This window comes from Psychrobacter immobilis (assembly GCF_904846185.1).
Classification (GTDB): Bacteria; Pseudomonadota; Gammaproteobacteria; order Pseudomonadales; family Moraxellaceae; genus Psychrobacter; species Psychrobacter immobilis_B.
This window is the reverse complement of the sequence record NZ_CAJGZQ010000030.1, coordinates 16,285-42,350: the sequence shown is the minus strand read 5'-3', so window position 1 is coordinate 42,350 and position 26,066 is coordinate 16,285. Positions and strand designations below refer to the sequence as shown.

Here is a 26,066-nt window from a genome sequence, read left to right as displayed (position 1 = left end):
ACTCATGTCTTTGTTTTGGACACTTTTGATCACTTGCGCTCGAAAGTCTGCTGAATAGGTCATGTATTCTTCTGCCGTGTCGCTTATTTTAAAAGTATTGTATCTTATTTATAAAAGACTGACTATACGTCATCTAAAATCACTTCTTTCCAATCACTCGCCATAACCCAACACCTCCAAATTCCGACGAATGGTCGCATCTAGCTTTTTAGATTCTTGCATCTGTGCATATAGCGTTTGGCTTAACTCTAGCATCTTAGTCTCAAACGGGATGCCGTCATCTTCGATAGCAGCAGCACCAACATAACGCCCAGGAGTGAGTACATAATCATTGGCTTTAATGTCATCAAGTGTGGCTGATTTACAGTAGCCTGCTTCGTCCGCATAGGCTTCATAACCGCCCGCCTCCGCTTCACCGCGCCACGCATGATAGGTCTTAGCTATCGCTTCGATATCATCAGTAGAAAATTCTTTATGCGTCCGATCTATCATCGCACCGATATTACGAGCATCGATGAATAGCGTCTCACCGCTACGATTACGCAGCCCTTTTGCTTTACTATCAGCGGAGGTGGCGGCTTTGTCTTTACTGATGAACCATAAGCACACCGGAATCTGCGTGGTATAAAACAGCTGACCTGGTAGCGCAATCATACAATCGACAAGATCGTTTTTGATGATTTGCTCGCGTATATCACCCTCACCACTGGTAGTAGTAGACATCGAACCATTGGCCAGTACGAAACCTGCTGTACCGTGCTCAGAGAGCTTAGATATCATGTGTAATATCCAAGCATAGTTGGCATTGCCTGTCGGCGGTGTCGGATACCCTGCCCAGCGTGGATCATCGACCAGCTCGTCAGAGGCGCGCCAATCCTTTTGGTTAAAAGGTGGGTTTGCCATGATGAAGTCCGCTTTGAGGTCTTCGTGCTGATCTTTAAAGAAAGTATCGGCAGCCACATCGCCCAAGTTGCTAGAGATACCACGAATGGCAAGGTTCATCTTAGCGAGTTTATAGGTCGTGCTGGTGTACTCTTGCCCATAGATAGACACGTCTTTGGTATTACCGTGGTGACTCTCGATAAACTTGATGGACTGGACGAACATACCGCCTGAACCGCAGCAGGGATCATAGATTTTGCCTTGATACGGCTCAACCATTTCAGCAATTAGATTAACCACAGACTTAGGCGTATAGAACTCACCACCGCCCTTGCCTTCAGTCGCGGCAAACTTACCCAAGAAATACTCGTACACGCGCCCTACCGTGTCTTCTTCTGGATTACCAATAGTGTCGATGTTATTGACCACATCAATCAATGCGGCAAGCTTACTTGCCGTTAAGCCCAGACGCGAGAAGTAATTATCAGGCAATGCGCCTTTCAATGATTGATTGGTCTTTTCAATGGTACTGAGCGCTGTGTCGATTTTAAGCGCGATGTCTTCTTGCTTGGCATTCTGCTGAATAAAACGCCAACGGCTCTCCTCTGGCAAATAGAACACGTTATCTTTGGTATAGGCTTGCACCATGTCGATATGCTTTTCATAGCCTGTATTGATCAGCTTTTGGCGCTGCTGCTCAAAAGTATCACTGATGAATTTTAAGAAAATCAGGCTAAGAACGATATGCTTATATTCTGATGATTCGACGCTACCGCGAAGCTTGTTAGCAGCATCCCAAAGAGCTTCTTCAAAATTGCCATTGTCTGTTTTATCTTTTTTGTTTGCAGGTGTTTTAGCCATGTTTTTTTGTTCTCTATGTTCTGAGGGGTAGTATTAGTTAAAGTTTAAATTCAGTTAGCCAGTTGTTTTAATAGGTATTTATAAAGCTAACCTGTAGAAATATCGGACTAAAACAAATCTAACCTGTAAAAAGTACAATCCTTCTACAGGTTAGGTAGTAAAAGATGGTTTCTAAATAGCGCATAGATAGCTTAACAGTAACAGATCAACAATAAAAATAGTCATCATTAGTCTGTCGCTAAAAAAATACTGGCTGAGTGGGTGTTGAAAAAATCAGCTCTAAAATCCTATAACCGATATAGATTTTATGTCTTATGCTTATCGCTCAACCAACTTTTCCTCAATCATCTCAGTCAACAGCTCAGTAACCGTTTTGCGGCTCTCAAGCGCATACCGTTTGAGTGCAACATGCTTATCTTCATCTAGATTGAAATTCACTCGTACCGTCTTTTTGGAACTATCCGTCACATCTGATAGCGCTAACTGATCCTTAACGTTCTTACTAGGACGACCTGCTGATAAACTCATAACTTATTCCTCACCAAAAAATGTTTGAATCTCACTGACCAATGCGGTTATCTCTTGTATCGCATTGCTATTAGGCGATTCGGTATCAAATACTGTTTTACCAAGGGCAGCACTGTTAGGATAAGCAACACGCTGCATCACTCTGGTCTCTAACACTGGAAGGTTATAATCGAGTAGTGCTGTCGCTACTTCCTTACCTATATTGGTGTTTTGAATAGCACGTGACACGACAAACGCCGCCTTTAGTTTGCCATCCATCATTTCAATACGCTGCTGCACTAAATCAACCAAATCGCTGGTCGCCCAAATATCGTAGGGGCTCGGCTGCACCGGAATCAATATAAAATCAGCGGCTTTAATAGCTGAAATGGCCAAACTGGTGGCTTGCGGTGACCCATCGATCACCACATAATCTTTATCAGAGACGCTTTTTAAATCTTTATCAAGCGTTGGTCTGTCGAGCCCGATCACTGGTACTGGATTGTCTTCATCAACTGCTCTCCAGTCACGCGCACTGCCCTGTTGGTCGCTATCTACCAGCAGCACACTATGACCTTTTAGCTGTAGTCCCCGTGCTAAATGCGTTGCAATGGTGGTCTTACCGCTGCCGCCCTTCTGATTCAATACCGCAATTACCTTCATAAATACAGATCCCTGTAGTATGCATTAAGTATATAAGTATATAAGTATATAAGTATATAAGTATAACTAAAAATGTACGTCACATCATTACTAATAGCAATATCTTATAGTAAAAATAGCATCGCCTTTTCTAACGAGCGTATATCCATCATGATGGACGTCCTGTATCAAAGACAGCATCATAAACTGCCTACTACTAGATAAATTGTCGCTATTAGATATCAATTTGAGCTACTAAAAGCAATACTTTAGCCGCTCATATTCGTTATAATCCGCTCACCAATCAAAAACCACCAATCGTTAATGAGGAAACCACTATGGTGAAGTGTCACTTATCGACCATCATGGGCGAAAGACGCCTTAAAATTGCCGATGTCGCAAGGGATACTGGCATCAATCGTGGCACCATTACTCGCATGTATCATGAAGAAGCCACCCGAGTTGACCTAGATGTCATCGAGTCTTTATGCACGTATCTTAGAATCAATGTTGGTGATTTATATGAAATCATAAATGAGAACAGCAGTGAGTCGCCTGAGTAAACACACTCTTTGATAAGACATTATAACCCTCAAACGTACAAAAAGTCCTATAGAAGGTCATTTTCTCTTGCAATAGATTAAAACATAGGTATAATTTGACCTGTAGAAAGTCATTTTATCCATTATTTACACACAATAATCTGCAGGAGAATACTAATGAATAACAATCTATCGCGGCTCAACAGCTGCACATGGTTTAGTGAACAGACTAAAGCCTTAGCTTCTGAGCTGTTATCAAGCTTACAAATACAGCAAGGCATACAGCTGGCATCATTACTGGGTGTTGACGCCATTCTTTATAATGATGAAGCGGTGTATGTCTGGGTACAACGACAGCTGGATGATGGTCTTATCGTTGACGACTACACTTTAAGCATCCTTGAAACTGCTTTTATAGAGTTGGTCACAGCTCACACTGACCAAGCAGCCTAGTCACTTTAGCTTATATTTACAGACTTCTTGTTTAACAAGAAACAATAACCCTTAAAGCCAGATAAAGTGTCATTATCTGGCTTTTTAATATAGACAAAGATAACGACAATCAAACAAGCCTTTTTTCAGTCTTATATGTTTCAGAAGACGCACTTTTGGGCAATATAGCTCACTATTGCCATACGTCTTTACTCAGTCGGCTTTGCACGCGGCACCCCAGCTATTTTATAATAAACAAAGCCTCTCTCATCTCTCAAAACACTCTTACTGTCTGCTCTAACGCACCAGCTGATTGCATCAGGCTGCTCTTTATTAACATCACAAGCCAAAATAAACTGCGCACTTTGAGCATTATTAAAGGCCTGTTTCCAACCCGTTTCAAGCTCATCGATGCCGCGCTGTAGCTCTGCTTGCTGCTGTCTCATTTCTGCAATCTCATCAAAGCTTGGCACATACCAAAATACCAGGGCCACCAAACTTATTATCACAGCCATCGTACCCGCTGCGACAGCGGCTGCAATCCTTTTAATACTCATAGTCTCAATGGACTTATGAATTTTGTCCAAGTCTTTACTAGCTCTAGCCTCGACCTGCTCAATCCGCGTTTTGGTGGTGGTCTCAAAGGTCTCAATATCTTCAATAATCTGCTTATGACCAGCTTGGTACTGATTGGTGAATAGGGCTAGATTGTCAGCGCTTGCGCTAAGTTTATCAGCAACTCCTTGCATGGTACTGATTTGTACCTCTATGCTGTCGTTTTTAGCAGTAACGACCGACTCTACAGCCGTATCAATCTGCTGCTTCATATCGGTGATGATGCCCGCTATTTTGTCATCATAACGACGCGGCATCTCATTGTCAGTGAAAGCCGTCATTGCTGCTTGAAGCTGCTTTAACACGAGTTCTTGATACTGGCTCAATGCCTGCGAAGTCGTGCTTGCGCTACTACCTAATTCTTCAATGGCAGAAGACACCTCATTCACCTTGCTATCAATACCGCTAAGCGAACGCTCAAGCCGCCTCGCTACCGCATCATCGGCTCGCTTAATCAGCTCACGCAAGGCCCCAATGACCGGAGTCAATGAAGTCACTAGGTTAACAAGTTGATCGTGTATGTCTTGCTCATTGCTATTGTCTTTATTCATGGGGTACTCATTATTATAATGCCGCCTAAAATGGGCGTGGTGAGGAGTAGCGGCGTGTTTGTGCTTGTTCATGCGCTTGGATGGCGTTCTTCGTTTTTTGCAGGTGATCTGTCACAGTTTGTGTGAGCGTTGCCCCATCTATGGTGATAGCAGGAACGTGCTCAAAGCGCTCATTGATTTTCGTTAACACCTCGACCTTATCTTGATTGTCAGGCAAGCGCTCAAGCTGTTGCCATAGCGTCGTTGCTGCCTTCTGCACCTGCGTTGCAATTTTTTTGGCATCGGTGTCTCGTAAACTTTTTTGTAGTGTCGTAAAGCTGTCAGTGTGTTTTAGAGTAGTGAATATAAATGCTTGTGCGGCAACCGCCTCAGCCGCGTTGATCACTTCGATCGGTGCATCAACGGCCTTAAAATCAAGGGTATTAACGCGGTTACGCACCCGTACCACTAAATTGTCAAATCGATCTCGATATGCTTTGGTCTCATTGATTCGCTGACGCTTAAGAGATGCCTGCTGCCGCCTCTGTTTTAAGGTTTCTCGCCGCCTGATCAAAGCCTCCTCTCGTGCGCGCTCAGCCTCTTTCTTAAGCTTTGCTTGCTCATGCGCTTTGTTGAGCTGATATTGCAGCGCCATAGTACGGCTGCGCCAGTCCTCAAGCCGATCTGCATTCAACTGAGTAGTCTTGGTACTTATGATTTCATCGTATAAATCATCATCTTGCACGATCACCGCCTCACTTTGATCCAGTAAGGCGATACGCTGCTCATAAAACGGTGATAAGCGCTGATAAGTCTTTTTACTGGTATTAATTTGCTGCTTTAACTGTTTGATGTCTTCATTATTGGTGGTCTTAAACGCTTTAACATCAGCGGCCAATGCCGTCAAACGAGTATCAGCATCCGCGTTTATCTCTACCGCTTTTAACGTACTGAGCACCTCACGCTCTTTTTGAAGATATTTAAAGCGCTCAACATCCAGATCTGCAAATGCGGCAAACTTATGATAAGTGTCCATGTTATTGGTGACGTCTATATCTTGTAGATCCGAAAACGCTTGATCCCACTGTAAGGATAAGTCGGATTTTTCAATATCAATCTCATCAAGAGCTTTAAAGCCAGTCGCCAGTTTATTCAGCTTTGCGGCAAAGGGTTTTAGCGTGGCCTTCAACCCTTTGTAGTCAGCAATGACTTCATTATTAAGCGGGATCAGCTTTTTTAAAACCGTTTTATTGTTCAGCACCGTTTTATCAATCTGTGACAGCTGCTCTTCAAGACGGCTAACAGCGCGGCCTGTTTGTAGGGTATCATCTTGTCTAAACTCCTCAACCAACGCTAAAGCCGCCTTTAGTGCCTCACTTTGCTCTTTTGTGCTTATCTGCCTAGCAAGCTCAATCATTTTTTGGCGGGGGTCACTAAAATCCTGTCCCACCTCCTCGGTGAACCGCTGGGTACTCTTAATGTTTTTATCAATGGTAATAATCTGTTTAGACTGGTGCGCTAACTCTTCATGCAGCGCATCAATGGTTGAAAATAAGGCGCTGCGTACCATCTTTTTTTGACTCACAAAGTCGGCTGAGATTGCTAAAAGCTCATCAAGTACGTGATCATTGGCCGCATCACTATGCGTCTGACTGTTACTTTTAGGGATAGCGGGTTCAAGTTCAGCGGCAGGATCTACAAAGCGGATATTACTGAGCTCAATTCGCGCAAAGGGTTTACGCTTTTTATAATGTATTGTGACGCCGTTAACCTCTTGTTCATTGCTTTCTAGGTCAATACGTCCCTTGTCGTCGTACTCAATTACTAAACCATTTTTTTCAATGTAAGCATTGATCTCATCAATCGTCTCGTTGTACTCGTGAATCACTGAACGATTGCCTTTGAGAATATCCTTATATAGTGATTTACCCAGTTTCATTTTTGGCAAACGATTGATGCCCAGCTCACGGTAGGATTTCTCACTAATGGTTTTATTCTTAGGCAGTAGCTCATTGGCCATATCCGCCCAAAGGGTGCGTTGATATTTAAGCTCATCGCCGCGTCCGTTTAACCCCTTAGATAACCGCTCCTCCGTTGACCACTGCAACCAATTCTTGCGTGCTGATAAAGCATAACCCTCAACATCCGCTACTATCTCACGGCTTGAGAGTAAAATATGGGCATGAAAGTTACGACTGGTCAGCTCAACCACTTCAACCTCCCCCACATGTTTCTCGTGACTGTGGGGCCGATGAATGGCCACATCGACAAGCACGTTATAGCGATCAGATAAGGTTTGAGCGTAGCGCTCGGCCAGAACTATACGCTGATCCGCGGTGATCCCATCAGGAAACATCACGTCAATCTCAGTACCCAATTGCGCGTTTTTACGAGTCTCAATGCGTTCGATATCATTCCAAAAACCCTCACGTGTCACTGCTAGATCCCCAGCAAGAGTTGGCGTTATCAACGCCGTATGCATCACATTTTTCTCAAGAACTTGCGTGTATTTAGTACCATCACTGTCTACTAAATTTAAGATTTTGTCTTTAGCTTTACTGGTGTAATCGTGGACGACTCCTGACTGCTCATCAACCAGTTTTGAGCCAGAATTATAAGCCGACTTTGCCACCACGCTATGATTTTTCGCCTTACTAACGGCGCTAACCGACAGATGAAACCCTTTATTATTCATAGCAAAAAAACCCAATATTGAGAGATGATTTTTTGGGGGTTGTAGGGGGTTCGCCCCCTGCCGAACGACGGAGTTTATGTAAAAAATAGTACCCCTTGTGGGTCTTTTTTACACAAACTCCTAAGTTCGCTCTTAACAGAGGGTTAAAATACTACTGCGCCCACGAAACGATGTGGTCTTGTGTATTTTACTACCTTGCATACCTATGTATGTACTGCTAGGATCAACTCTATCATAGTTGGCTAAAAAAAGGATGAGGTAATGTCAGTAATATCAGATGATTTATTCGCAAATAAGATTAAGCAATTACAGGCTCTTAAAAAAGAGATTGATCAGGACAGGCTTGAAGCACATAAAATATTGGGGGAGTGGTTGGCCAACGCATTAGACGATGATGATAATCATGAACTGCAAGCTATTTTTTTAGACGCACACGATAATGAAAAATATGCTCGTTTGAAAAAGCACCGTGAATTTTTGAAAGCAATTGCCAATAAAATACAAAGTAAAGCTGAGGTGGTACCAAGCAGCTTTACACCACCTAAAAACAGTCAGGACAGTGACCACGGTTCATTGCTTGATATTTATTCATCATCACAGTAGCTACTCGAAATCGCCTAATTGAAGGTACAGCTGGATCGTCTACTAATTAGCGAAAGGTTAGGAGACGGTTATCGGCTGTTTTAAGCGTTTTAGAATAGCTTTAGCTACCATCGTATCGGACAGAGCGTAAAACGTATATAAGAGTGGTTTCTAGGCTTTTTAGCAACGGTTTGATAAGTGTTTACAGATGTGTCGATAATGGCTACTGAAAATGAAGACAAACTATCTACAAAAAATGAGACTGATATTGAGAATGTGAAAACAGGGTTGTCCAGAATGACAGATGAAGATATTCAAAATATCTTTGACCATGCTTTTGAAGATTTTCAAAGATCCAAGCTTGATCCGAACTATGTGAACGAGGATTAACATCAAGTAAATGGACAATTGCATTCTGAGCTACTGATAAGTTTTATAAGTGATTGGTCGATCAAATTATCATCTTAAATCCGTCGGTTTTTTGGTTTTTTTCCTATTATTTAATATAAAAACATATTTTTTACTTTTAAAGACTTTTAAAGACTTTTAGGACGCTCTCAGACCTTACCAATTAAGGGCTTCAAGATCTATAAAGCTACAATCAGCTAGGTTAATGCTACAATCAGCTAGGTTAATGCTACAATCAGCTAGGTTAAAAGCTACAATCAGCAGGTATTATGCTACAATTAGATAGATTTGAGCATTAAGGCGTAGATATGACTAACCAAGTTGGTTTATATGAGAAGAAATACCCTGCAAATTGGGTTGTTATGCAAAATCGTATTCTACAAGCGTTTTATGAAATGACACTTGATGAAAAACGGTTGCTGTTGCTTGCTAGTTCAGTAGTGCGTTTGATAGATGCCACTGAAAAAGACACTATAGAGATAACCGCGAAAGCATTTGCAGAGGCTTGCAACATTCAAGTGGATTCTGCTTATACTCAATTAAAAGATGCTAGTGAAACGATGATGAGGCGATTTTTTAGCTATAGAAATGAACGCGGTAGCCGTGTCAATGTACAGTGGGTCATCAGATCAATATATGAAGATGGCTATGTGTCTCTATGTTTTACAGATGAAGTGCTACTGATGTTGAAGGTTTTTGATGAAAATAATCCATTCACTAAATATAAAAAAGAAGATGTACTTAAACTGAAGGGTGAATATTCAATAGATATATACCATCTGGCCAAAAAACATGAGGCAATGAGCTCGTGGACAATGTCACTTGAAGAAATTAGAGAGGAGCTAGCTCTTTCTAAATCTTACGAACGTATTAACAACCTAAAAAGTCGAGTCATCAACCCAAGCGTTGAAGAAATAACAGAAAAGTCAGATATTAAAATCACCTATGAAAACGTTAAACGTGGTCGTACCGTCACAGGACTAAAATTTAATGTCAAAGCTAAGCCCACCAAGAAAAAAAGTCTGGAGGACTTAAATCAGAATAATGAGAATAGAGATATACCATCCTTAACCGTCAAACAGATCGACCGTTTTGCGCCTCTATTGGCTAACTATGCCCCATTTGGTAGCTATGCGCCTTCAGGAAAAAGTACCCAAGAAGTGATCAGCTGGTTACACACTCAATTAAGAGATGAAGCTTTTTTAAAGACCCACAAAAAGCACTTACTGGCGATAGGCTATACGTTCCCTAAGCAGAAATCATAATATGAAAAAAGCATGCTTAGTAGTTTTGGCATTACAAATGGTTTATATTGTACGTACATATATAAGCCATTTGTAATGCCATGACGACAACCAATTATAATATCAGGCTCGATCAAGAGCTCAAGGATAGCGCCTTTGCCGTGTTTGAAAGCTATGGATTAACGCCGTCTCAAGCAATCAAATTGTTCTTAACTCAAGTGGCGCAAACCAATACCGTGCCGTTATCCTTTGATTATCAAAAACCCTCTAATCTTAATACGCCGCCACAAACTTCTGCGGGTGATTACGGATTGAGCGGCCAGCGCCATAAATAAATCAGTGTAAAATATCTGTACAGATATAAGTACAGATATGGTATATAATATCAGTCATACAAATAAAGATGACCAAACACGGAGTAATCGTTATGGATGTTGTGAACTACACTGATTTTAGAAAGGGCCTAGCCAAATATATCGATAAGGTAGATACCGACAAATCGCCGATCGTGATTACTAGACAAAACGCCAAACCTGCGGTACTCATGAGTTTAGAAGAGTTTAATTCATATGAGGAAACGCTTCATCTGCTAAAAAGCCCCACTAATGCCAAGCGCCTCAGACGCTCTATAGCCGATGCTAAGGCGGGTCGTTTAATCGAGCATGACATCAATACGGATGACGCATTATTGACTTGTGATGATGAGGTGGACGCTTGATCTTATCTTGGACACAGGATGCGTGGGAGGACTACGAATACTGGCAAAAAACCAGCAAAGAGAAGGTCAAGCAAATAAGTAAGCTGATTAAAGCCCTCAAACGTGACCCATTTGAGGGTATTGGTAAACCTGAACCACTCAAACACGATCTGGCAGGCTATTGGTCGCGTCGCATTGATCAAGAGCATAGACTGGTTTATGAGGTTCAAGATGATGCCATTATCATCGTTCAGTGCCGATATCATTATTAAGTAAACAGTGTTAGTTCACAAAAGTGCTTGATCCTAAGAATCAGGCACTTTTTTATTTTCCATTCTGGCTATGTGTCCTAAAACGAACGAGAAAGCTCTGTAGAGACGTCTAAATATATTGGTTAGTATTTCGACCTAAACATTCGATAACAAACCTTATGTGGTCATACGACGCCATATAATTGCTAATAATGACTATACCTCTGATCACGTTACCACAGATTGACTTCCTCCCCGACCTAAAGGAACGGGGATTCCTACTAAAGACGGCCAAGCCCGACCGCGAGAATGTTTTTTGCTCCATTAACATCTCTGTTATGGGTCGTTTTACAAGAACGACAAAACCATGCTCTTATACCAAGACCTTCTCTACCTTTCGGACTGTCTTGGCGAGAGCCGCAACACGAGCAGGTTTGGGTGGTGTACGCTTCATTGACTTCGATATAGTGGCAACCTGCGTTCGCGCATTTATAATCCAGTTGCCGCTTAATCTCAAACCAACCAGCATCATAGACGGATTTGGCCAGTTTGGATGAAGTGAATGAGTTTGATTTGATTTTACCAACAACGATTAAGCTGTTGGCTTTGACAAGCTTTGATGTGAATTTATGAATCAGATCTTGGCGGGTGTTTTTAATCTTGGCATGAATGACCTTAACCCGTTTTTTGTTTTTGGCACGTTGAGCGATGGCCAGTTTTTCTGCGTATTGATGGGTGACTTTGATTTGTAGCTGATCACCCTCACTACTGACTGCGGCATCTTTACAGCCTAAATCAATACCGACTTGGCCCGTACCACAAACTGTTTTTGGAAATTCTTTGACGGTGATACAGGCGTACCAGTGACCTCGTGCATCTTGTACCAGCTCACAAGTATTGATGGTATAGAGCGAGAGGTTATAGCTATCCCACAAATCAATGATCAGCTTTTTGCCTTTAGCGAGGCTTAGCTGAATAGTAGATTTAAGGCTTTTCTTGCCTGACTGACGGGTTGTTAGGTGCTTAATGGCGGTCTTTTTAAACGGAATCCAGCCCAAGCTTCTTCTCTTGGCTTTTGGGTTATTGGTACGCCAGTTGAGTTTGGCTTTTTTAAACTGTTTACGGGATTTAGCGTGAACCTCACTGATCGCTTGCAAGGTTTGACTGTGCAGATTCAGGTATTCACCCGCCCCTTTAGTATAAGCGGCCAAGTCATAGGCTGAAAAGAATTTGCCCGTGCGCTGTAAATGTTTAAAACTTAGCTCATTGACGTAGTTCCAGACAAAGTTGACTGCCCCAGCTAAGATATTGAGCTGAGTGGCGTGTTTGTCTTTGATGCGTAGTTTGAGCGTTTTCATGGAGTAATTATGATCTCAATGCAGTTGGGTATCAAGGGGTTCGCCATACTGGGCGACAACGACTGACGCCTGATATCCACGCCCTAGAAGGACATGGTTTTACGGCGTTAGATGATAAAATAGACGAATTACCGCCACTAACTGCTAAGCAGCAAGCAGACTCAGAGCATCTAGCCACGCTTAGCGATGACGACATTGATTTATCGGACATTCCAGAAGTCACCGACTGGTCAGGCGCGATCCGTGGCAGTATCAAATCTCAAGCGTTGTCTACGGAAACCAGTGTCATTAGCCCAAGTATCCTTACCAAATTCAAGGACAGAGCTAAGCAAACAGGCAGTAACTATCAAGACATGATCAACGATGCCCTAGAAGAATACCTAACCGATCACTAGGCATTAAATAACAAGCACATGACCTCAAGATTACTTGGGGTTTTTTTACATTCTATATTGTAGTATGTTGTATATTGTAGTATATTATATACAACATACTACAATATACTATTAAGGGATACAAAATCATGGCACTCACGATACAAGATATTCATGCAGCAGCAGACCAATTACAAGAGCAAGGGGTTAAGCCGACACTGGCAGAGGTGCGTAAGGCGCTAGGCGGTGGATCATTCACGACTATCAGTGATGCTATGCAAAGCTGGAAGCGAGAACAGCAAGAAGAGCAAGAGCTACAGCAAGTAGACTTACCTAGTGGTATCACAGAACGCTTGCACACGCTTGGGGCTGATATGTGGCAGACGGCTATTGATATGGCTAATGATAGATTGTCTAAAGAGCGTGAAGCTTTAGAGGTGGTTAAGATCAAGGCACAAGCAGAGATGGACGAAGCGCAAGAAGCGGTTAAGACCTTGGAGGGGGAACAAGCGGATTTACTACAGCAACTGGACGAGGTGACCGGCACTGCGGAAACAGCAACTAAAAGCGCACAGCAAGCCACAGCTGACCATGACGCTACCAAACAGACGCTATTAGATACTAGGCATGAATTAGAGCTTGAACGCACTAAGGCTAAGACCGCGCAATCACAGCTTGCAGAGGTGAGTAATGCATTAGATAAGCAATCTATAGAGCTGACTAGCAGTCTTGGTGAGGTAGCCACGCTTAAAGCCACAGCTGATAGTGATAAGGCAGAGATTGCACGTTTAAAGATTGAACTTAAAAATACTAAGTCAGAGCTAAAGGCAGTCACCACTGAGCGGAATGATATACAAACGGCTACCGCAGAGATCAAAGGAGAGTTAAAGGCAGTCACCGCTGAACGTGACAAGCTATCAGGACTTAATAATCAGCTGACTCAAACTCAGGCTAAGCTTGAAGCCGAGCATAGCGTATTGAATAAACAATATAGCGAGCTATCAAGCCGTCATTTATCAAAGCAGGAACAAGTGACTCTGTTACAAGATCAACTTAAGAAAGCACAAGATGCTCTAATACTTATTCAAAACAAAGATAATACTTTGGATGCTGACTAAATAAAAGTATTCGAGGTTTCAGTTTAATTAGGATTTCAAGATAAAGAACAGTTATAAGTTTGGGAGGTAGTTTACCCAAGGCATAGATCTCGTTCTATTCACACTAAGCTTATGAATCAACCATGACAATATCGACTCACTGAATAAGTGACTGCTGTATAATAACTATTCTAAATTTTTCTCTGGACTCTTATAGTATATAGCCGAGTGGGCTATATACTACTTAAATTAGCCTAAGTGAATTTATGCTGATTTTGGAGCCTTGAGCAGATTTCAAGGAACACTCACCCTAAAGCGATTATGAGTAGATAAAATACTCACAATCGCTTTAGTGCATTCCTTGGATTTGATGTGATGTGATTAGTCATGCCGACTTCATCGCCCATCGCGTCATCAAGACCGTATCACTGTATCAAGCTACGGTTGTTAAGATTACGGCTGATAGCACCGCCTAGACACGCTCTTAACCGCTACTGTGCTGTCATACGCTAGCAAGGGCATAAACCCAATATACCGCTACGATATGCACGAGTAACCACTCATTGCGTTGCTCAATATGTCTAGAACCCCCTGTCGAGAGCTTACCCCTGTGTCAAACGCAGTCGTCGCCAAGGCCTGCCACCCATTTGACGGGTAACGGGTACAAAGAGAGCAGCACAAGGATGTAACGAGCGAACAAGCAGTTTTTAAAATGTATAGTGAATAAGGTTGATATGAAAGCAGTTTTTGGATAAAATGACCCTAAACGGGCATTTAATGCTGTTCAAATAACGCAGTCTGTGTGCTTATTTGTTCGTTACAGGGTGCGTCAACACGCTGTAACCGTTATCTATATTTAAAACTAAATGCCTCTGGGAGTCAACTCCCAGAGGCATTTTTTTGTTTAGTCTTTCGATATGACTCTGGTAAATCTTTAGGTGCTATCATAATCAACTTTCTCAAGTACTTCAAATCGCTTTGAGAGTGTCATAATCTCTCAAAAAACCATCTGAACCGCCTCAGGTTTTCGGAGACTAAACAGTCTTAGAGAGTACGACGAACTCGGGGTGGTTTACCCATACGCTTTGAGCTAAGCCACATCTTCATGAGCGTCGTTTCGTAATTTGTCTTGTAATGCTAGCAATCCAAAAATTTCTCAGTTTTGCGCCAGAAATGTGCAGGTAGTGCACAAGCGGTATCATGTGGCATCTTAAACGCGCTTGCCGATAATTCTTGTAATGAGTAATGATATCAGTAGTGTCTATTTCTGACTGATCAAATCATGAAAGGTTAAATACACCCTGATGTTAAGCACAAAAAAAACCAGCAATGATAGTAAGATCACTACTGGGTTGGAGAAAAGCAATAAATATGTTGTGCTGACTTCTCAGGTCTTATTTATCATTCATAGCAAGGTAGATATTACGATCTGATGCGGATGCGTCATCCACATATTTTGAATCACGCCATGTCGTATAAGCATAGACACCACTGTATGGGCTGATACTGTTCTGACGGAAGTCAGAAATCCAATTTGTACCATCGAAAATTTGAATATGGCCATGTGGACGCTTTGATGAGCGATCATAGACAATAACATCACCTACTTGGGTTGGCATATCATTGCTGATTTTGCTGAAACCTGCTTTCTCAAGTGTGCCACGAGTAGCGTACTGATAGGCTGAAGGATTTGGAGTGAACTCATAACCAGCTGATTGTAGTGCTTTACGTACGTAACGGGCACAGTATCCAGAGCTGCTAGATAGAGCCACTCGTGAAGCGCGAGCAGCAGCGATAGCGGGTGCTGAATTGCTATCAGGGATAGTATTGACTTGCTGCTGTTGTCTTTCAGCATATAAGCGGCTACTTGATAACGAAAGCTGTTTCTCTTTTTGTTGAGCCTGCGCACTTAATTTGCTAATTGCTTGACTGATTTCATCATTGCTAGAAACATAAGCACCACTTTTGGTGCTATAAATATTTTTTGACGAACTGTAGTTTGATGCCGCAGAAATATTGGTTATATTATTACTTGTTTGAAAGGTCGTTACAGCAGCAGTACTCGTTTGTGCTATGCCCATACCCAGTACTGACAAAATCAATAAGGCCTGTTTCATAAATCTAATACCTACGGTTAATTCAAAATGGTCTGTTGCCCATAACAGAGCAGTCAATTAAATCTCAACAACTCAAGAATATACACATTGTGGTGACTAATAATTATGCTGCAAACCCTTATTCCATAGGCGGCCGGCATTATCAACGATTTCGCTAAAACCTTATAAATTTATTGGAAATCAAACTGTTAGCCAAAACACAAATCGGACTTTAGCATAGGCTGTAAAGCATGTCATCACTAATAAAAATCTGATAAAAGCTCTTTTTAAGCTTATAAAATGATAAAAAATACCTATTTTATAATGTAATTTCGTGTAACATTTATAGAATATAGCTGACCAACCTGACAACAATATCTCCTGTTTGATAAGCAGAAAAAAACGTTTGAGGATTAAATCCTTAATTTAGATTTAATCCTCAAACGTTTTTTTAGTGGGTGAAGTAATTATGCTATATAGGGTTTAACCAATTATTAAAATAATATACTAATTTATAGTGTCAATATGAATTTTAATTCGCTAAGGAACTATGTAATCTTACGTAATTGTTGCGATACATCATGTAGTTCCTTGTATTAATTTCTAAGAAATTGGTTATTTTAAAGACAGATAACATCTAAAATAGGTTACATTGACATAAAAAGTTACATATCCAAATTTATTTTTAGCTTTTGAAGTTCCACTATCTGATGAAAAAATTAGGTTTAGGAATAAAAATCCTTGTACTAACATAGGTATTAATTCTGCAAATGGAATGTATCTTGTTAGAACTGCATTTATATTTATTTGTTCATGCACCTCGACACTTATTTCTAATATGCAGACTGCTTACCCCAATCATAAATACCGCGTTTGTAAGCATAAATCAGCATGATTAAGCCGGCGATAATCATCGGCGCGCTTAAGATTTGCCCTTTGGTCATCCAACCTAATAATATGAATCCTTGGTCAGCATCTGGCTGGCGGAAGAATTCAATGATAAAGCGGCTGATGCCATAGCCTAGTAAGAATACAGCGGAGGCGGCCATACGTGGACGTGGTTTTGATGAATACCACCATAAGAATATAAATAGCAGCAGACCTTCGGCAAAGGCTTCATATAGCTGTGATGGATGACGAGGCAATATGTATTGACCATTGACTTCAATCATCAATTCTTGCAATTGTGGATTGCTCTGTAATTGCTCCATATCAAACGCCGCGGCTTGCGGAAAGTAGGTCAGCCAGTTATAGCCACCGTCTGAGACGCGACCCCATAATTCGCCATTGATATAGTTGCCGATACGCCCAAACAGTAAGCCGGTTGGTACACAAGGAACGATAAAATCGAATACTTGAAAGGTAGTCTTTTTATATTTACGGGCAAAGAACCACATACCTAGCATGACGCCGATAAAGCCGCCGTGGAAAGACATACCGCCTTCCCAGACTTTTAATATATAGGCAGGGTTTTGGAGTAATTCACCGAACTGATAAAACAGCACATAGCCAATACGACCGCCTAAGATGACACCAAGCGCGCCATAAAAGACTAAGTCAGAGACCATGTCGGTGGTCCAATTGTCGCGTTTGGTACTGCGATACCAAGCCAAACCGTAAGCGGCAGCAAAGGCTAGCAAATACATTAGCCCATACCAGTGCACTTCCAATGGACCCAAGGAAAGCGCTACGGGATCATACTGAGGATGAATCATCATAAAGGCACCATAATTATTGGTAATAGAATGTATGAAATAGGCTTATATAAGAAATTTTTTGTCCAACAATTGAAAAGTACAACTATCGCAAGTCAGAATCTCATCTTATGGATAGAGAGACCTTCCAAGTAAACTCGCCTTCGATCTAATCTGAGCGGTTCATAGACAGTATGAAGGTATTTACTACCTGGCAATCAACAACTTTACAGCAACCTCAAAAAGACACTCATCTTTGATAGTAATACTAACTTTGCCATTATGAGCATTGGCGATAGCTTGCACAATAGATAAGCCTAAGCCTGTTCCTGAATGCATCGTATTCGTTTTATCATGACGATAGAATCGCTCAAACAGTTTATCGGCTTCAATCTGATTTAATGGTTTGTCTAGACGGTTGGTCATAGTTATTCTTAACCAGAGCTGCTCTGGGGATTGAATATCGTCTTTTGGCGCATTAAGCGAGGTGCTTGAAGTGAGGACAGTAGCGGATATCATAATAGTGCTATTACTAGCCGCATAATAAATCGCATTTGACATCAGGTTGGCAAACAGCCGTTGCAATAAGCCTTTATCACCTAGTACTGTTTTAAAATCACCCGATTTTTCAAAGATTATCTCACGATCCTCAGCAATCATCTCATAATAATCTATAAGCTTTGTGATCAAGCTCTCTATATCGACATGACTGATTTGCGAAGCACTCAGCTCTTTTTGAGTTTTTGCCAGTAATAACATATCGTTAATCATGGCGGATAACTGCTTTAACGTATCATGCTGATGATGCAATTGCTCAATGTATTCGTCGCTTTCTCTTGGCTTAGTTAACATGACTTGCGTTTGCGTACTCAGCGTCGCTATTGGCGTACGTAGCTCATGGGCGATATTGTCTGAAAACCGTGATAATGATTCAAAGTTACTTTCAAGCTTGACCATCATAGAATTATAAGACTCCGTTAGTGGACGTAATTCTAACGGCATATCGCCAACCACAATTCTTTCATCTAACCTTTGAAGATTAATGCCTTTCATCTTTTGTACGATAGTAGCTAGGGGAGCAAAACCCCAGTGTACACTTAGTGCTGCTACTGAAACCAATAATAAGGTAATGGCGATAAGTATCAAGCTCAGCTGGCGATTAAACTGGATAAGATATTGATGATGCACATCGATAGGTAGAGCAATAAATGCCAAAACCTCTTGATGTGTAATGATAATGGCTCGGTAATGCCTATTATTTATCTTGATCATAAACTGCTGATCGCGATAGTCCTGCAATAGTTGTAACAAGCTAAAATCTGCCGGTAGATCATTGATGAAATTACTGGGATCGCTGGATAATAATTTGCCATTTTTATCTGATACTAAGGTTTTTAAATCATAATCCAGCCAAGAAGAATGTAGATGATTGGCATCAATTAGCGCTTGCGACTTTGATACTGTGAATGGTTCTATGTGATCTTCCAAACTAACCATACGTTTGCGCAGGTTAAAAGCTGCATGAGTAAGGATTTCTGAGTCCATTTGCTCAAAGTGCTCGTTAACAGAGCGCTGAACCCATATATAAATAATAACTTGAGAGATAACAACAAATATTGTCAGTAAAAAAACAGTTCGCCATAACAGTGACCAACGCCGATTCTTAGATTTATGTCTCATTTGATGTCAGACTGTCTTTATTAATACTATCGTCGCCCATGCCACTATCCACGTCGACAGCCAGTGGCTCTAACTTGTAGCCCATTCCGCGTACCGTATGAATCAGCTTTATATCAAATCCATCATCAATTTTTACCCGCAAGCGCCTTATAGCCACGTCAATGACATTTGTATCACTGTCAAAATTTATGTCCCATACTTGTGAGGCAATCACAGTGCGTGGCAGTACGTCACCTTGACGTTCTAAGAAAAGTTGTAATAAAGCAAATTCTTTAGCAGTCAATTTTATGTTGGTATCGCCTCTATATACAGTGCGTTTAGCAATATCCATTTTTAGGTCAGCCATATGTATGACAGAGCTTTTATAGTCTGATTGATTGGCACGCCGCAATAGGCTTTTTATTCTAACAATCAGTTCAGCAAAAGCAAAAGGCTTGGTCAGATAATCATCGCCACCAATTTCAATACCTTTGATCCGATCGCTTAAATCATCTTTAGCCGTTAAAAATAAAACTGGCGTATGCTTTCCAGCAGCTCGGTAGCGCTGTACCAACTCAAAGCCACTGACGTCAGGTAGCATGACATCCATCAAAACCACACTAAAATCTTCAGTCATTAACGCATGATAGCCATCTAAACCTGTCATGTGATGATCCACGATGAAACCGGCCTCAGTTAAGCCTTTCTTAATATATTCTCCAAGGTTTTTCTCATCTTCTACTAACAGTACTTTCATCGTTGCTTACCTTTATATCATTATAGTTGTCAACAGCGTATCACTAACATTGTTAGCTTATCAGCCATATATTTATCAGGAACCCTTGTTATAACAGTGTTCTTTGGATAGAGACAGATGCTGGTATTTGGTTTTAATGACAAGAAGATGACAATATTATGCTGTTCCTAACGAACATGTAATATCCGTGTCATCTAGCTGTCAGCCACCATTTAGTATTCTAAATCAACGCCGCATATTGGCTTGTCTCTGATACAGACTGCCTCTACGAGTAAAGCAATTATCCTACTTAAACAGTTTGTTATTTATCTTTAAAGGGTCTTATATGAAAAATTATAGTTCATTAAAAAAAGCAGCTTTGCTTTCAGTATCGATGTTAGTGGGCATGTCAGCGGCCAATGCGCATACCACAAACTTAGATGCTTCTGTTCTCGGTAATTGTGATGCGCTCACTAGTTTTGCAAGAAACGCAGATCATAATGATGCACAAATGTCCAAAGAGCAAAAGAAAAGTTATGTCGACGCCAGAGTGGCTTGTCAGGTTCAACATCAAGATCAACATTTGCAGTCTGAAAAGTATTTTGTAAAAAAATATGGTAGCGATCGTGATAGAAATGCTGAAGCCATATTAAATGAATATATCGCGCATTAAAATCTAAAGCGGTGAGAATGACAGAATTGTAATCTTAACGTCATCTACCAGTCAGAATAATTAATGTATCATTTAGGCTGGTTTAACAGCTATTGAACTCAATAACCTTTAATCCAAACAATAGGAATTAATCATGTCACAATTTAAATTACTGTCTAAATCAATCGCAATGACGGCCATCGCTCTTGTCGTATCGACCTCAGCTATGGCGCATGACCCTAAAATGCATGCTGAAAAAGATCAAATGAACTGTGAAAAAATGCAAAAGCATATGCAAATGATGCAAAAAATGGATCATAGCAAGATGGACATGAGCGATCCTGCTATGAAAGCAATGATGGCTAACATGGGTAAAATGAAGCAAATGTACCAAAAACACTGCGTTACTAACGACAGTAAATCTTAAAAATTTTAGCTCTGTTAAATAGCAGTCAACACTTAACGGAAATAAATTGTTAGGAAAACATATGAAATTTTTATTGGGTGCGCTCTTTACCGTATTTGTGGCAATCGTTGGCGTGTTTGCGGTTGTTACTAGTGGCGTTGTCAATGTGGGAGCTGACCAAGAGCATAGCCCAATGATGTTTAGCTTTTTGGAAACCGCTCGCAATCGTTCCATAGCAAATGCCAGTAAAGATATTGTGGTACCAGACTTAGAGAAGGTCGATATCAGCTCTGGGGGCGCGGACTATAAGGATATGTGTGCAGGCTGTCACTTGTCTCCGGGAGTGGCACAAACTGACTTTAGTGAGAGCTTATATCCAAAGCCGCCCAACTTTACCAAGGCTGATATTGTCAAACGTTATCAAACAGAAGACGGTGCAAAGCAAGGCTTTTGGGCAATCAAGCACGGTATTATGGCATCTGGAATGCCAGCATGGGGTGCTTCTCATGACGACGATAGAATGTGGGCAATGGTCGCTTTTATTAGATCACTACCTGAATTAGATGAAGCTCAGTACACGATGCTAACCACTAGGATAGATGGTGATATGATGGACATGTCATTTGACGGTGATATGAATATGTCGGATGATGGATCTGGAATGCAGCATTAATACTTTCTAGATATGAAAGCCTCCTAACTCACGGTTGTCGCTATTAATAATGCAGTACTGAACAGTGCTGCATTTAATGTTTTTAGTTAAGTACATAAGAATTCAAATATAGGGTGTAAGTTTTTAGAATATCGAGCATAATAATAGACGTTTAGGAGTAATTTAATGAGACATTACACACATGTGCTTTCTAATGGACATAGCTGGTTATCCGGTCGTGTCCTTTTATTGGTGGTGACATCGTCACTCTCGTTAACGCTAGCCGCTTGCAGCCAATCTAATACCAGTGGCTCTGATTCTCAACCAGTAAAGGTTGAACAGTCTGCTACCCAGAATGCACAAGTACAAAATGAAAGTTCTGCTCCTACAAATGCTCCCGTTAACAGCTCGTCATCATTACTCAAAAACGTCTCAGCCACGGTTTACAAAGATGCCAACTGCGGCTGCTGTAAAGAATGGGTAGGCTATGCAAAAAACAATGGATTAAGTGCAACCACGCACGATGTGGAAGATCTATCCTTATTTAAAGAGCGTTACGGTGTCCCGCAGCAAATGCGCTCTTGTCATACCACCGTCACTACTAATGGTTATGTTTTTGAAGGTCACGTTCCTGCTAAACACATGGCTGAATTCTTAGCAAATCCTCCTGCACAAGCTATTGGACTTGCCGTACCGAGTATGCCGGTTGGTAGCCCCGGTATGGAGTATGAAGGTAAATTCATGCCTTATAAGGTAATGCAGCTTAATAAAGACGGCACCACAGAAGTCTATGCTGCTATTGAGTCTCCTCAGCAGCAGCTGTAGTGTTGGCTTAGATGTGAATAGATTCTGTTAAATATCGAAAATATTATAACTATAAGCTTAACCACCATCTCTCAAATTAAATTAGGTCATCATTATGAATAAACAGAACATACTGAACCGCCGACGTTTTTTAACCGGATCCTCTGCTGTCCTTGGTGCTTCATTGATGCCGACTATTGCTAGTAGCGCATTGGGACAATCGAGTCGCTCAGGCAGTCAGGGCGCTACTATTAACAGTGATAAACCCGATCATAAAGTACCCATACTGACAGGCAAAGAGTTTGATCTTTATGTCAGCAAAAAACCCATCATTGTTGATGGCAAGTCAAGCACGGCGACGCTCATTAATGACTCATTACCAGCGCCAACGCTAAAAATGCGCGAGGGCGATACGGTAGTGATACGCGTCCATAACCAAATGAATGAGTCGACCTCTATTCATTGGCATGGTCTACTAGTACCGTTTGAGATGGATGGCGTGCCCGGCATTAGTTTTGATGGTATACCAGCAAATAGCACCTTTACGTATAAATTTACGCTGAAACAATCTGGCACTTATTGGTATCACTCGCACACTGGATTCCAAGAACAAACCGGTATGCGCGGGGCCATCGTCATTGAGCCGAAAGGGCGCGAACGTCATCCTATCGAGGAAGACCATGTCATTTTGCTCAGTGATTGGACGCACCGTGACCCGCACAACTTGGTTAAACTATTAAAGCAACGCGCAGACTTTGATAATTATCATTTACCAGATTTTAAAAAGCTACTGTCCGATATTGCCGCAACAGATCTAAAAGCTGCTTTTGATAAGCGCAAAACGTGGAATCAGATGCGGATGATGCCGACAGACTTTACTGATCTGTCTGGTGAAAAAACCTTTACCTATCTGATGAATGGTAAAACCACAGCGGCTAACTGGACGCAACTTGTCAAGGCTGGACAGCCTGTCAAACTACGTTTTATTAATGGTTCAGCGCAGACGATATTTGATGTACGCATCCCCGGCCTAAAAATGAAAGTCGTCGCGACGGATGGGATTGATGTCAGTCCCGTCGATATCGATGATTTCCGTATTGGGGTGGCCGAGACTTATGATGTCATCGTGACGCCCACTAAAGACGCGCATACCATATTTGCTCAAAACATAGATCGGTCAGGCTATGTTGCGACAACGCTTGCTACCAAAAAAGGTGCTCGTCCTGCGATACCTGCTATGGACAAAATCGAATGGCTGACGATGGCCGACATGATGGGCGCCATGGGATCGAATGGCTATAACGCTAAACATGCCAAAACAGAATATGACTTTAAGTCCGATATGCGCGTTGATAGTCCGCGTATGAACCTTGATGACCCTGGTATTAATCTACGTAACATTGATAGAAAGGTTTTGAATTATAGTCAGTTGCGCTCTGTCGGCGATGAGATAATGGCAGAGCAGCGCAAACCCACCAGAGAGATTGAAATACATCTGACGGGAAACATGGAGCGCTATATTTGGGCTCTAGACGGGGTTATGTTCAAAGATGCCGCACCGGTCAATATTAAGCCGGGCGAGCGCGTACGTATTACCTTAGTCAATGACACCATGATGAATCATCCCATGCATTTGCATGGTATGTGGAGCGATCTGCGGATGCCTTCAGGTGAGTTTCAAGTACGTAAGCATACGATAATGGTACAGCCTGCACAAAAGATAAGCTTTGATGTCACCGGAGAAGCTGGCAGATGGGCATGGCATTGCCACTTGCTCTATCACATGGAAGCAGGGATGTTTAGAGAAGTTGCCGTTGTTTAATAAACCTTCGAATATGAGCCTTATTATGAAAATATATAAAGTAGGTCTACCGTTTATTGGCATGTCATCTTTGATGCTACTAATGTCACCTTTAGCAAACGCTGCTGAGATGTCGAACATGGATCATGGCAGTATGGACATGTCTGGTATGGATATGTCAGATATGGATCACAGCAGCATGGATATGTCGGGCAATATGTCAGATATGGACCATAGTGGCATGGATATGTCAGGCGATATGTCGGATATGGATCATAGTGGTATGGATATGTCAGGCGATATGTCGGATATGGATCACAGTGGTATGGATATGTCAGGTGACATGTCAGATATGGATCACAGTGGCATGGATATGTCGGGCGATATGTCAGGTATGGATCATAGTGGCATGGATATGTCGGGCATGGATCATGGCAGTATGGACATGTCAGGAATGCAAGGTGGCGAAGCACCAGCCGATGCTCGAAGCCCTGACTACTCGAACGGTGTTCCCTATGGTCGCTTTGGTAAGCCTGTGATGATGGGTAGCTTACCGTTATGGGGTGTGTCAGTAGAAACTTTGGGCTATCAGTTTGAGAATGACCAAATCGATTTTGAGTTTGATACGTGGTACGGTACTGATAGTAATCGTGTCACTCTACGCAGTGAAGGTAGTGCTCAAACTAACGATGATAAAGAGATCGATAGTCTAAGCTCACTCGCTTATTGGAAGCCGCTCGGTATCTTCTGGAATGGAGAAGCGGGTATTGCTTATAATACTGAAAACGATAAGTCCGCAATCATGGCAGGCATTGCTGGTACGGCGCCGTACTTCGTTGAGACTGACGCAAGAGCTTATCTATATACTGATGGTCAAGTCCAGCTTGATCTTGGGGCAGCGTACGAGTGGCGCTTAGATCAGCGTTGGGTGGTCAGACCAGAGCTGGAGCTGACTGCCTTTAGTAAAGATGATACCGATAACGGTATTACTAAAGGATTTAATGAGTTTGAAGCTGAAGTTAGGCTGGCTTATGAGACATTCAGTCGTCAGCTCGCGCCTTATGTTGGTTTCAGCTACGAGAGCGCCTTGGGTGATGCGCGAGACTTACGTCGTCAAGAGGACGAAGACGTTGATTCTAATAGTCTGACTGCTGGTGTGATGTTTTGGTTCTAGTGTTAACCATGTAAGTAACAACAGTTTATAACACTAGCTCTAAAAAAAGGCACCTCTTTATTTAGGTGCCTTTTTACTAAATTAAGGACAAGAATATGAATAACCATATGGATAATAAACAGAAGCAAATGAACCCTTATGTAAAGTTCACAATCATGATTTTAACATCGACAGTCGTGATGTTTATCATGATGTATTTTAATACTTATCAATGGGATCACGTTTACTTTAGTGAAACCCGAGCTTATATGGCGCTGTATATGGGCGCGGTAATGGCAATTATCATGCTCGCCTTTATGACCAATATGTATAAAAAAACCAAGATAAACTTGATGGTTTATGGGGTTAGCGTAGTTTTATTTGCCTTTGGTCTTTGGGGCGTACGCTCTCAGCAAACGGTCGATCAAGTGGATTGGATGCAGGCGATGATACCGCATCACTCGATTGCTATTTTGACCAGTTCGCGTGCTGATATCGAAGATCCACGTGTACGTCAGCTTGCTGATGACATTATCGAAGCACAAAAGCGTGAAATCGCTGAGATGCAAGCGCTTATTGAAGAGTTGGAATAATATATTATGATACCAATAAGTAAGCTCTTCTTTAAAAACTATTTACTATATCGCGTCTTTTAATTCTAACTATACCTACTCCTTACTTCAAAAATAACCTGTA

General features: G+C 41.6%; 26 protein-coding genes. 16 read left to right on the top strand and 10 right to left on the bottom strand.

Features of this window, described 5'->3' with window-relative positions; all coding sequences use genetic code 11:
• Positions 1 to 153: 153 nt before the first annotated feature.
• The 3 genes from JMW94_RS13515 to parA all read right to left on the bottom strand — a co-directional run bounded on the left by JMW94_RS13515 (position 154) and on the right by parA (position 2,913).
• Entirely contained in the window at positions 154 to 1,743 is a 1,590-nt protein-coding gene (locus JMW94_RS13515) for a type I restriction-modification system subunit M (protein WP_201604748.1), read from the bottom strand.
• Between the two features lie 318 nt (positions 1,744 to 2,061).
• Positions 2,062 to 2,271, bottom strand: a complete 210-nt coding sequence (locus tag JMW94_RS13510) for a plasmid partition protein ParG (RefSeq protein WP_144297959.1) — start codon at positions 2,269 to 2,271, stop codon at positions 2,062 to 2,064.
• Between the two features lie 3 nt (positions 2,272 to 2,274).
• Positions 2,275 to 2,913 carry a ParA family partition ATPase gene (gene parA / locus JMW94_RS13505; protein ID WP_201604747.1) on the bottom strand — a complete coding sequence of 213 codons (639 nt, stop codon included), beginning with the start codon at positions 2,911 to 2,913 and terminating at the stop codon, positions 2,275 to 2,277.
• A gap of 317 nt (positions 2,914 to 3,230) precedes the next feature.
• Between parA and JMW94_RS13500 the strand changes: the two genes are divergently transcribed.
• On the top strand, positions 3,231 to 3,455 hold the full coding sequence (locus JMW94_RS13500) for a helix-turn-helix domain-containing protein (RefSeq protein WP_192520660.1): 225 nt from the start codon (positions 3,231 to 3,233) through the stop codon (positions 3,453 to 3,455).
• A gap of 156 nt (positions 3,456 to 3,611) precedes the next feature.
• The gene (locus JMW94_RS13495; RefSeq protein ID WP_201604746.1) at positions 3,612 to 3,887 is read left to right on the top strand and encodes a hypothetical protein; all 276 of its coding nucleotides are present in this window, start codon (positions 3,612 to 3,614) and stop codon (positions 3,885 to 3,887) included.
• Positions 3,888 to 4,075: 188 nt separating this feature from the next.
• Here the strand turns inward: JMW94_RS13495 and JMW94_RS13490 are convergent, their stop codons facing one another.
• Both JMW94_RS13490 and JMW94_RS13485 read right to left on the bottom strand, forming a co-directional pair.
• On the bottom strand, positions 4,076 to 5,032 hold the full coding sequence (locus JMW94_RS13490; RefSeq protein ID WP_201604745.1) for a hypothetical protein: 957 nt from the start codon (positions 5,030 to 5,032) through the stop codon (positions 4,076 to 4,078).
• Positions 5,033 to 5,057: 25 nt separating this feature from the next.
• Positions 5,058 to 7,706: a MobA/MobL family protein gene (locus tag JMW94_RS13485; RefSeq protein ID WP_201604744.1), complete on the bottom strand. Its 2,649-nt coding sequence runs from the start codon at positions 7,704 to 7,706 to the stop codon at positions 5,058 to 5,060.
• 261 nt (positions 7,707 to 7,967) lie between these two features.
• Here JMW94_RS13485 and JMW94_RS13480 point away from each other — a divergent pair, with 261 nt between their 5' ends.
• From JMW94_RS13480 to JMW94_RS13455, 6 genes are all read left to right on the top strand, one after another.
• The gene (locus tag JMW94_RS13480) at positions 7,968 to 8,309 is read left to right on the top strand and encodes a hypothetical protein (RefSeq protein WP_025652650.1); all 342 of its coding nucleotides are present in this window, start codon (positions 7,968 to 7,970) and stop codon (positions 8,307 to 8,309) included.
• A gap of 198 nt (positions 8,310 to 8,507) precedes the next feature.
• The gene (locus JMW94_RS13475) at positions 8,508 to 8,678 is read left to right on the top strand and encodes a hypothetical protein (RefSeq protein WP_156410067.1); all 171 of its coding nucleotides are present in this window, start codon (positions 8,508 to 8,510) and stop codon (positions 8,676 to 8,678) included.
• A 326-nt stretch (positions 8,679 to 9,004) separates the two neighbouring features.
• The gene (locus JMW94_RS13470; protein ID WP_025652649.1) at positions 9,005 to 9,961 is read left to right on the top strand and encodes a replication initiation protein; all 957 of its coding nucleotides are present in this window, start codon (positions 9,005 to 9,007) and stop codon (positions 9,959 to 9,961) included.
• An 80-nt stretch (positions 9,962 to 10,041) separates the two neighbouring features.
• Complete coding sequence (locus tag JMW94_RS13465; RefSeq protein ID WP_025652648.1) at positions 10,042 to 10,275, top strand: type II toxin-antitoxin system RelB/DinJ family antitoxin; 234 nt, start codon at positions 10,042 to 10,044, stop codon at positions 10,273 to 10,275.
• Between the two features lie 92 nt (positions 10,276 to 10,367).
• Positions 10,368 to 10,658 carry a type II toxin-antitoxin system Phd/YefM family antitoxin gene (locus JMW94_RS13460; protein ID WP_025652647.1) on the top strand — a complete coding sequence of 97 codons (291 nt, stop codon included), beginning with the start codon at positions 10,368 to 10,370 and terminating at the stop codon, positions 10,656 to 10,658.
• A complete protein-coding gene (locus tag JMW94_RS13455) occupies positions 10,655 to 10,909 on the top strand; it encodes a Txe/YoeB family addiction module toxin (RefSeq protein WP_201604743.1) in 255 nt (84 codons plus the stop codon). The genes JMW94_RS13460 and JMW94_RS13455 overlap by 4 nt, the downstream gene beginning before the upstream one ends.
• A 260-nt stretch (positions 10,910 to 11,169) precedes the next feature.
• On the opposite strand, the gene JMW94_RS13450 is transcribed toward JMW94_RS13455, so the two are convergent.
• Complete coding sequence (locus JMW94_RS13450) at positions 11,170 to 12,246, bottom strand: RNA-guided endonuclease InsQ/TnpB family protein (RefSeq protein ID WP_101211256.1); 1,077 nt, start codon at positions 12,244 to 12,246, stop codon at positions 11,170 to 11,172.
• A 523-nt stretch (positions 12,247 to 12,769) separates the two neighbouring features.
• On the opposite strand from JMW94_RS13450, the gene JMW94_RS13445 reads away from it, so the two are divergent.
• A complete protein-coding gene (locus JMW94_RS13445) occupies positions 12,770 to 13,738 on the top strand; it encodes a DNA-binding protein (RefSeq protein ID WP_025652670.1) in 969 nt (322 codons plus the stop codon).
• Between the two features lie 1,373 nt (positions 13,739 to 15,111).
• Here JMW94_RS13445 and JMW94_RS13440 read toward each other — a convergent pair.
• The 4 genes from JMW94_RS13440 to JMW94_RS13425 form a co-directional block, all read right to left on the bottom strand.
• Entirely contained in the window at positions 15,112 to 15,834 is a 723-nt protein-coding gene (locus JMW94_RS13440) for a CHAP domain-containing protein (RefSeq protein ID WP_201604742.1), read from the bottom strand.
• Between the two features lie 812 nt (positions 15,835 to 16,646).
• A complete protein-coding gene (lgt, locus tag JMW94_RS13435) occupies positions 16,647 to 17,531 on the bottom strand; it encodes a prolipoprotein diacylglyceryl transferase (RefSeq protein WP_011959981.1) in 885 nt (294 codons plus the stop codon).
• A 183-nt stretch (positions 17,532 to 17,714) separates the two neighbouring features.
• Positions 17,715 to 19,187 carry an ATP-binding protein gene (locus tag JMW94_RS13430; RefSeq protein ID WP_201604741.1) on the bottom strand — a complete coding sequence of 491 codons (1,473 nt, stop codon included), beginning with the start codon at positions 19,185 to 19,187 and terminating at the stop codon, positions 17,715 to 17,717.
• Complete coding sequence (locus JMW94_RS13425) at positions 19,177 to 19,923, bottom strand: heavy metal response regulator transcription factor (RefSeq protein WP_201604740.1); 747 nt, start codon at positions 19,921 to 19,923, stop codon at positions 19,177 to 19,179. The genes JMW94_RS13430 and JMW94_RS13425 overlap by 11 nt, the downstream gene beginning before the upstream one ends.
• A gap of 325 nt (positions 19,924 to 20,248) precedes the next feature.
• Here JMW94_RS13425 and JMW94_RS13420 point away from each other — a divergent pair, with 325 nt between their 5' ends.
• From JMW94_RS13420 to JMW94_RS13390, 7 genes are all read left to right on the top strand, one after another.
• Positions 20,249 to 20,575: a hypothetical protein gene (locus tag JMW94_RS13420; protein WP_011959984.1), complete on the top strand. Its 327-nt coding sequence runs from the start codon at positions 20,249 to 20,251 to the stop codon at positions 20,573 to 20,575.
• 133 nt (positions 20,576 to 20,708) lie between these two features.
• Positions 20,709 to 20,981, top strand: a complete 273-nt coding sequence (locus JMW94_RS13415) for a hypothetical protein (RefSeq protein WP_201564644.1) — start codon at positions 20,709 to 20,711, stop codon at positions 20,979 to 20,981.
• Positions 20,982 to 21,042: 61 nt separating this feature from the next.
• On the top strand, positions 21,043 to 21,633 hold the full coding sequence (locus JMW94_RS13410) for a c-type cytochrome (RefSeq protein ID WP_201604739.1): 591 nt from the start codon (positions 21,043 to 21,045) through the stop codon (positions 21,631 to 21,633).
• 165 nt (positions 21,634 to 21,798) lie between these two features.
• On the top strand, positions 21,799 to 22,437 hold the full coding sequence (locus JMW94_RS13405; RefSeq protein ID WP_201604738.1) for a DUF411 domain-containing protein: 639 nt from the start codon (positions 21,799 to 21,801) through the stop codon (positions 22,435 to 22,437).
• 94 nt (positions 22,438 to 22,531) lie between these two features.
• On the top strand, positions 22,532 to 24,238 hold the full coding sequence (locus JMW94_RS13400; RefSeq protein ID WP_201604737.1) for a copper resistance system multicopper oxidase: 1,707 nt from the start codon (positions 22,532 to 22,534) through the stop codon (positions 24,236 to 24,238).
• Positions 24,239 to 24,263: 25 nt separating this feature from the next.
• Positions 24,264 to 25,391: a copper resistance protein B gene (locus JMW94_RS13395; RefSeq protein WP_201604736.1), complete on the top strand. Its 1,128-nt coding sequence runs from the start codon at positions 24,264 to 24,266 to the stop codon at positions 25,389 to 25,391.
• Between the two features lie 95 nt (positions 25,392 to 25,486).
• Entirely contained in the window at positions 25,487 to 25,963 is a 477-nt protein-coding gene (locus tag JMW94_RS13390; protein ID WP_201604735.1) for a DUF305 domain-containing protein, read from the top strand.
• The last annotated feature ends 103 nt before the right edge of the window (positions 25,964 to 26,066 follow it).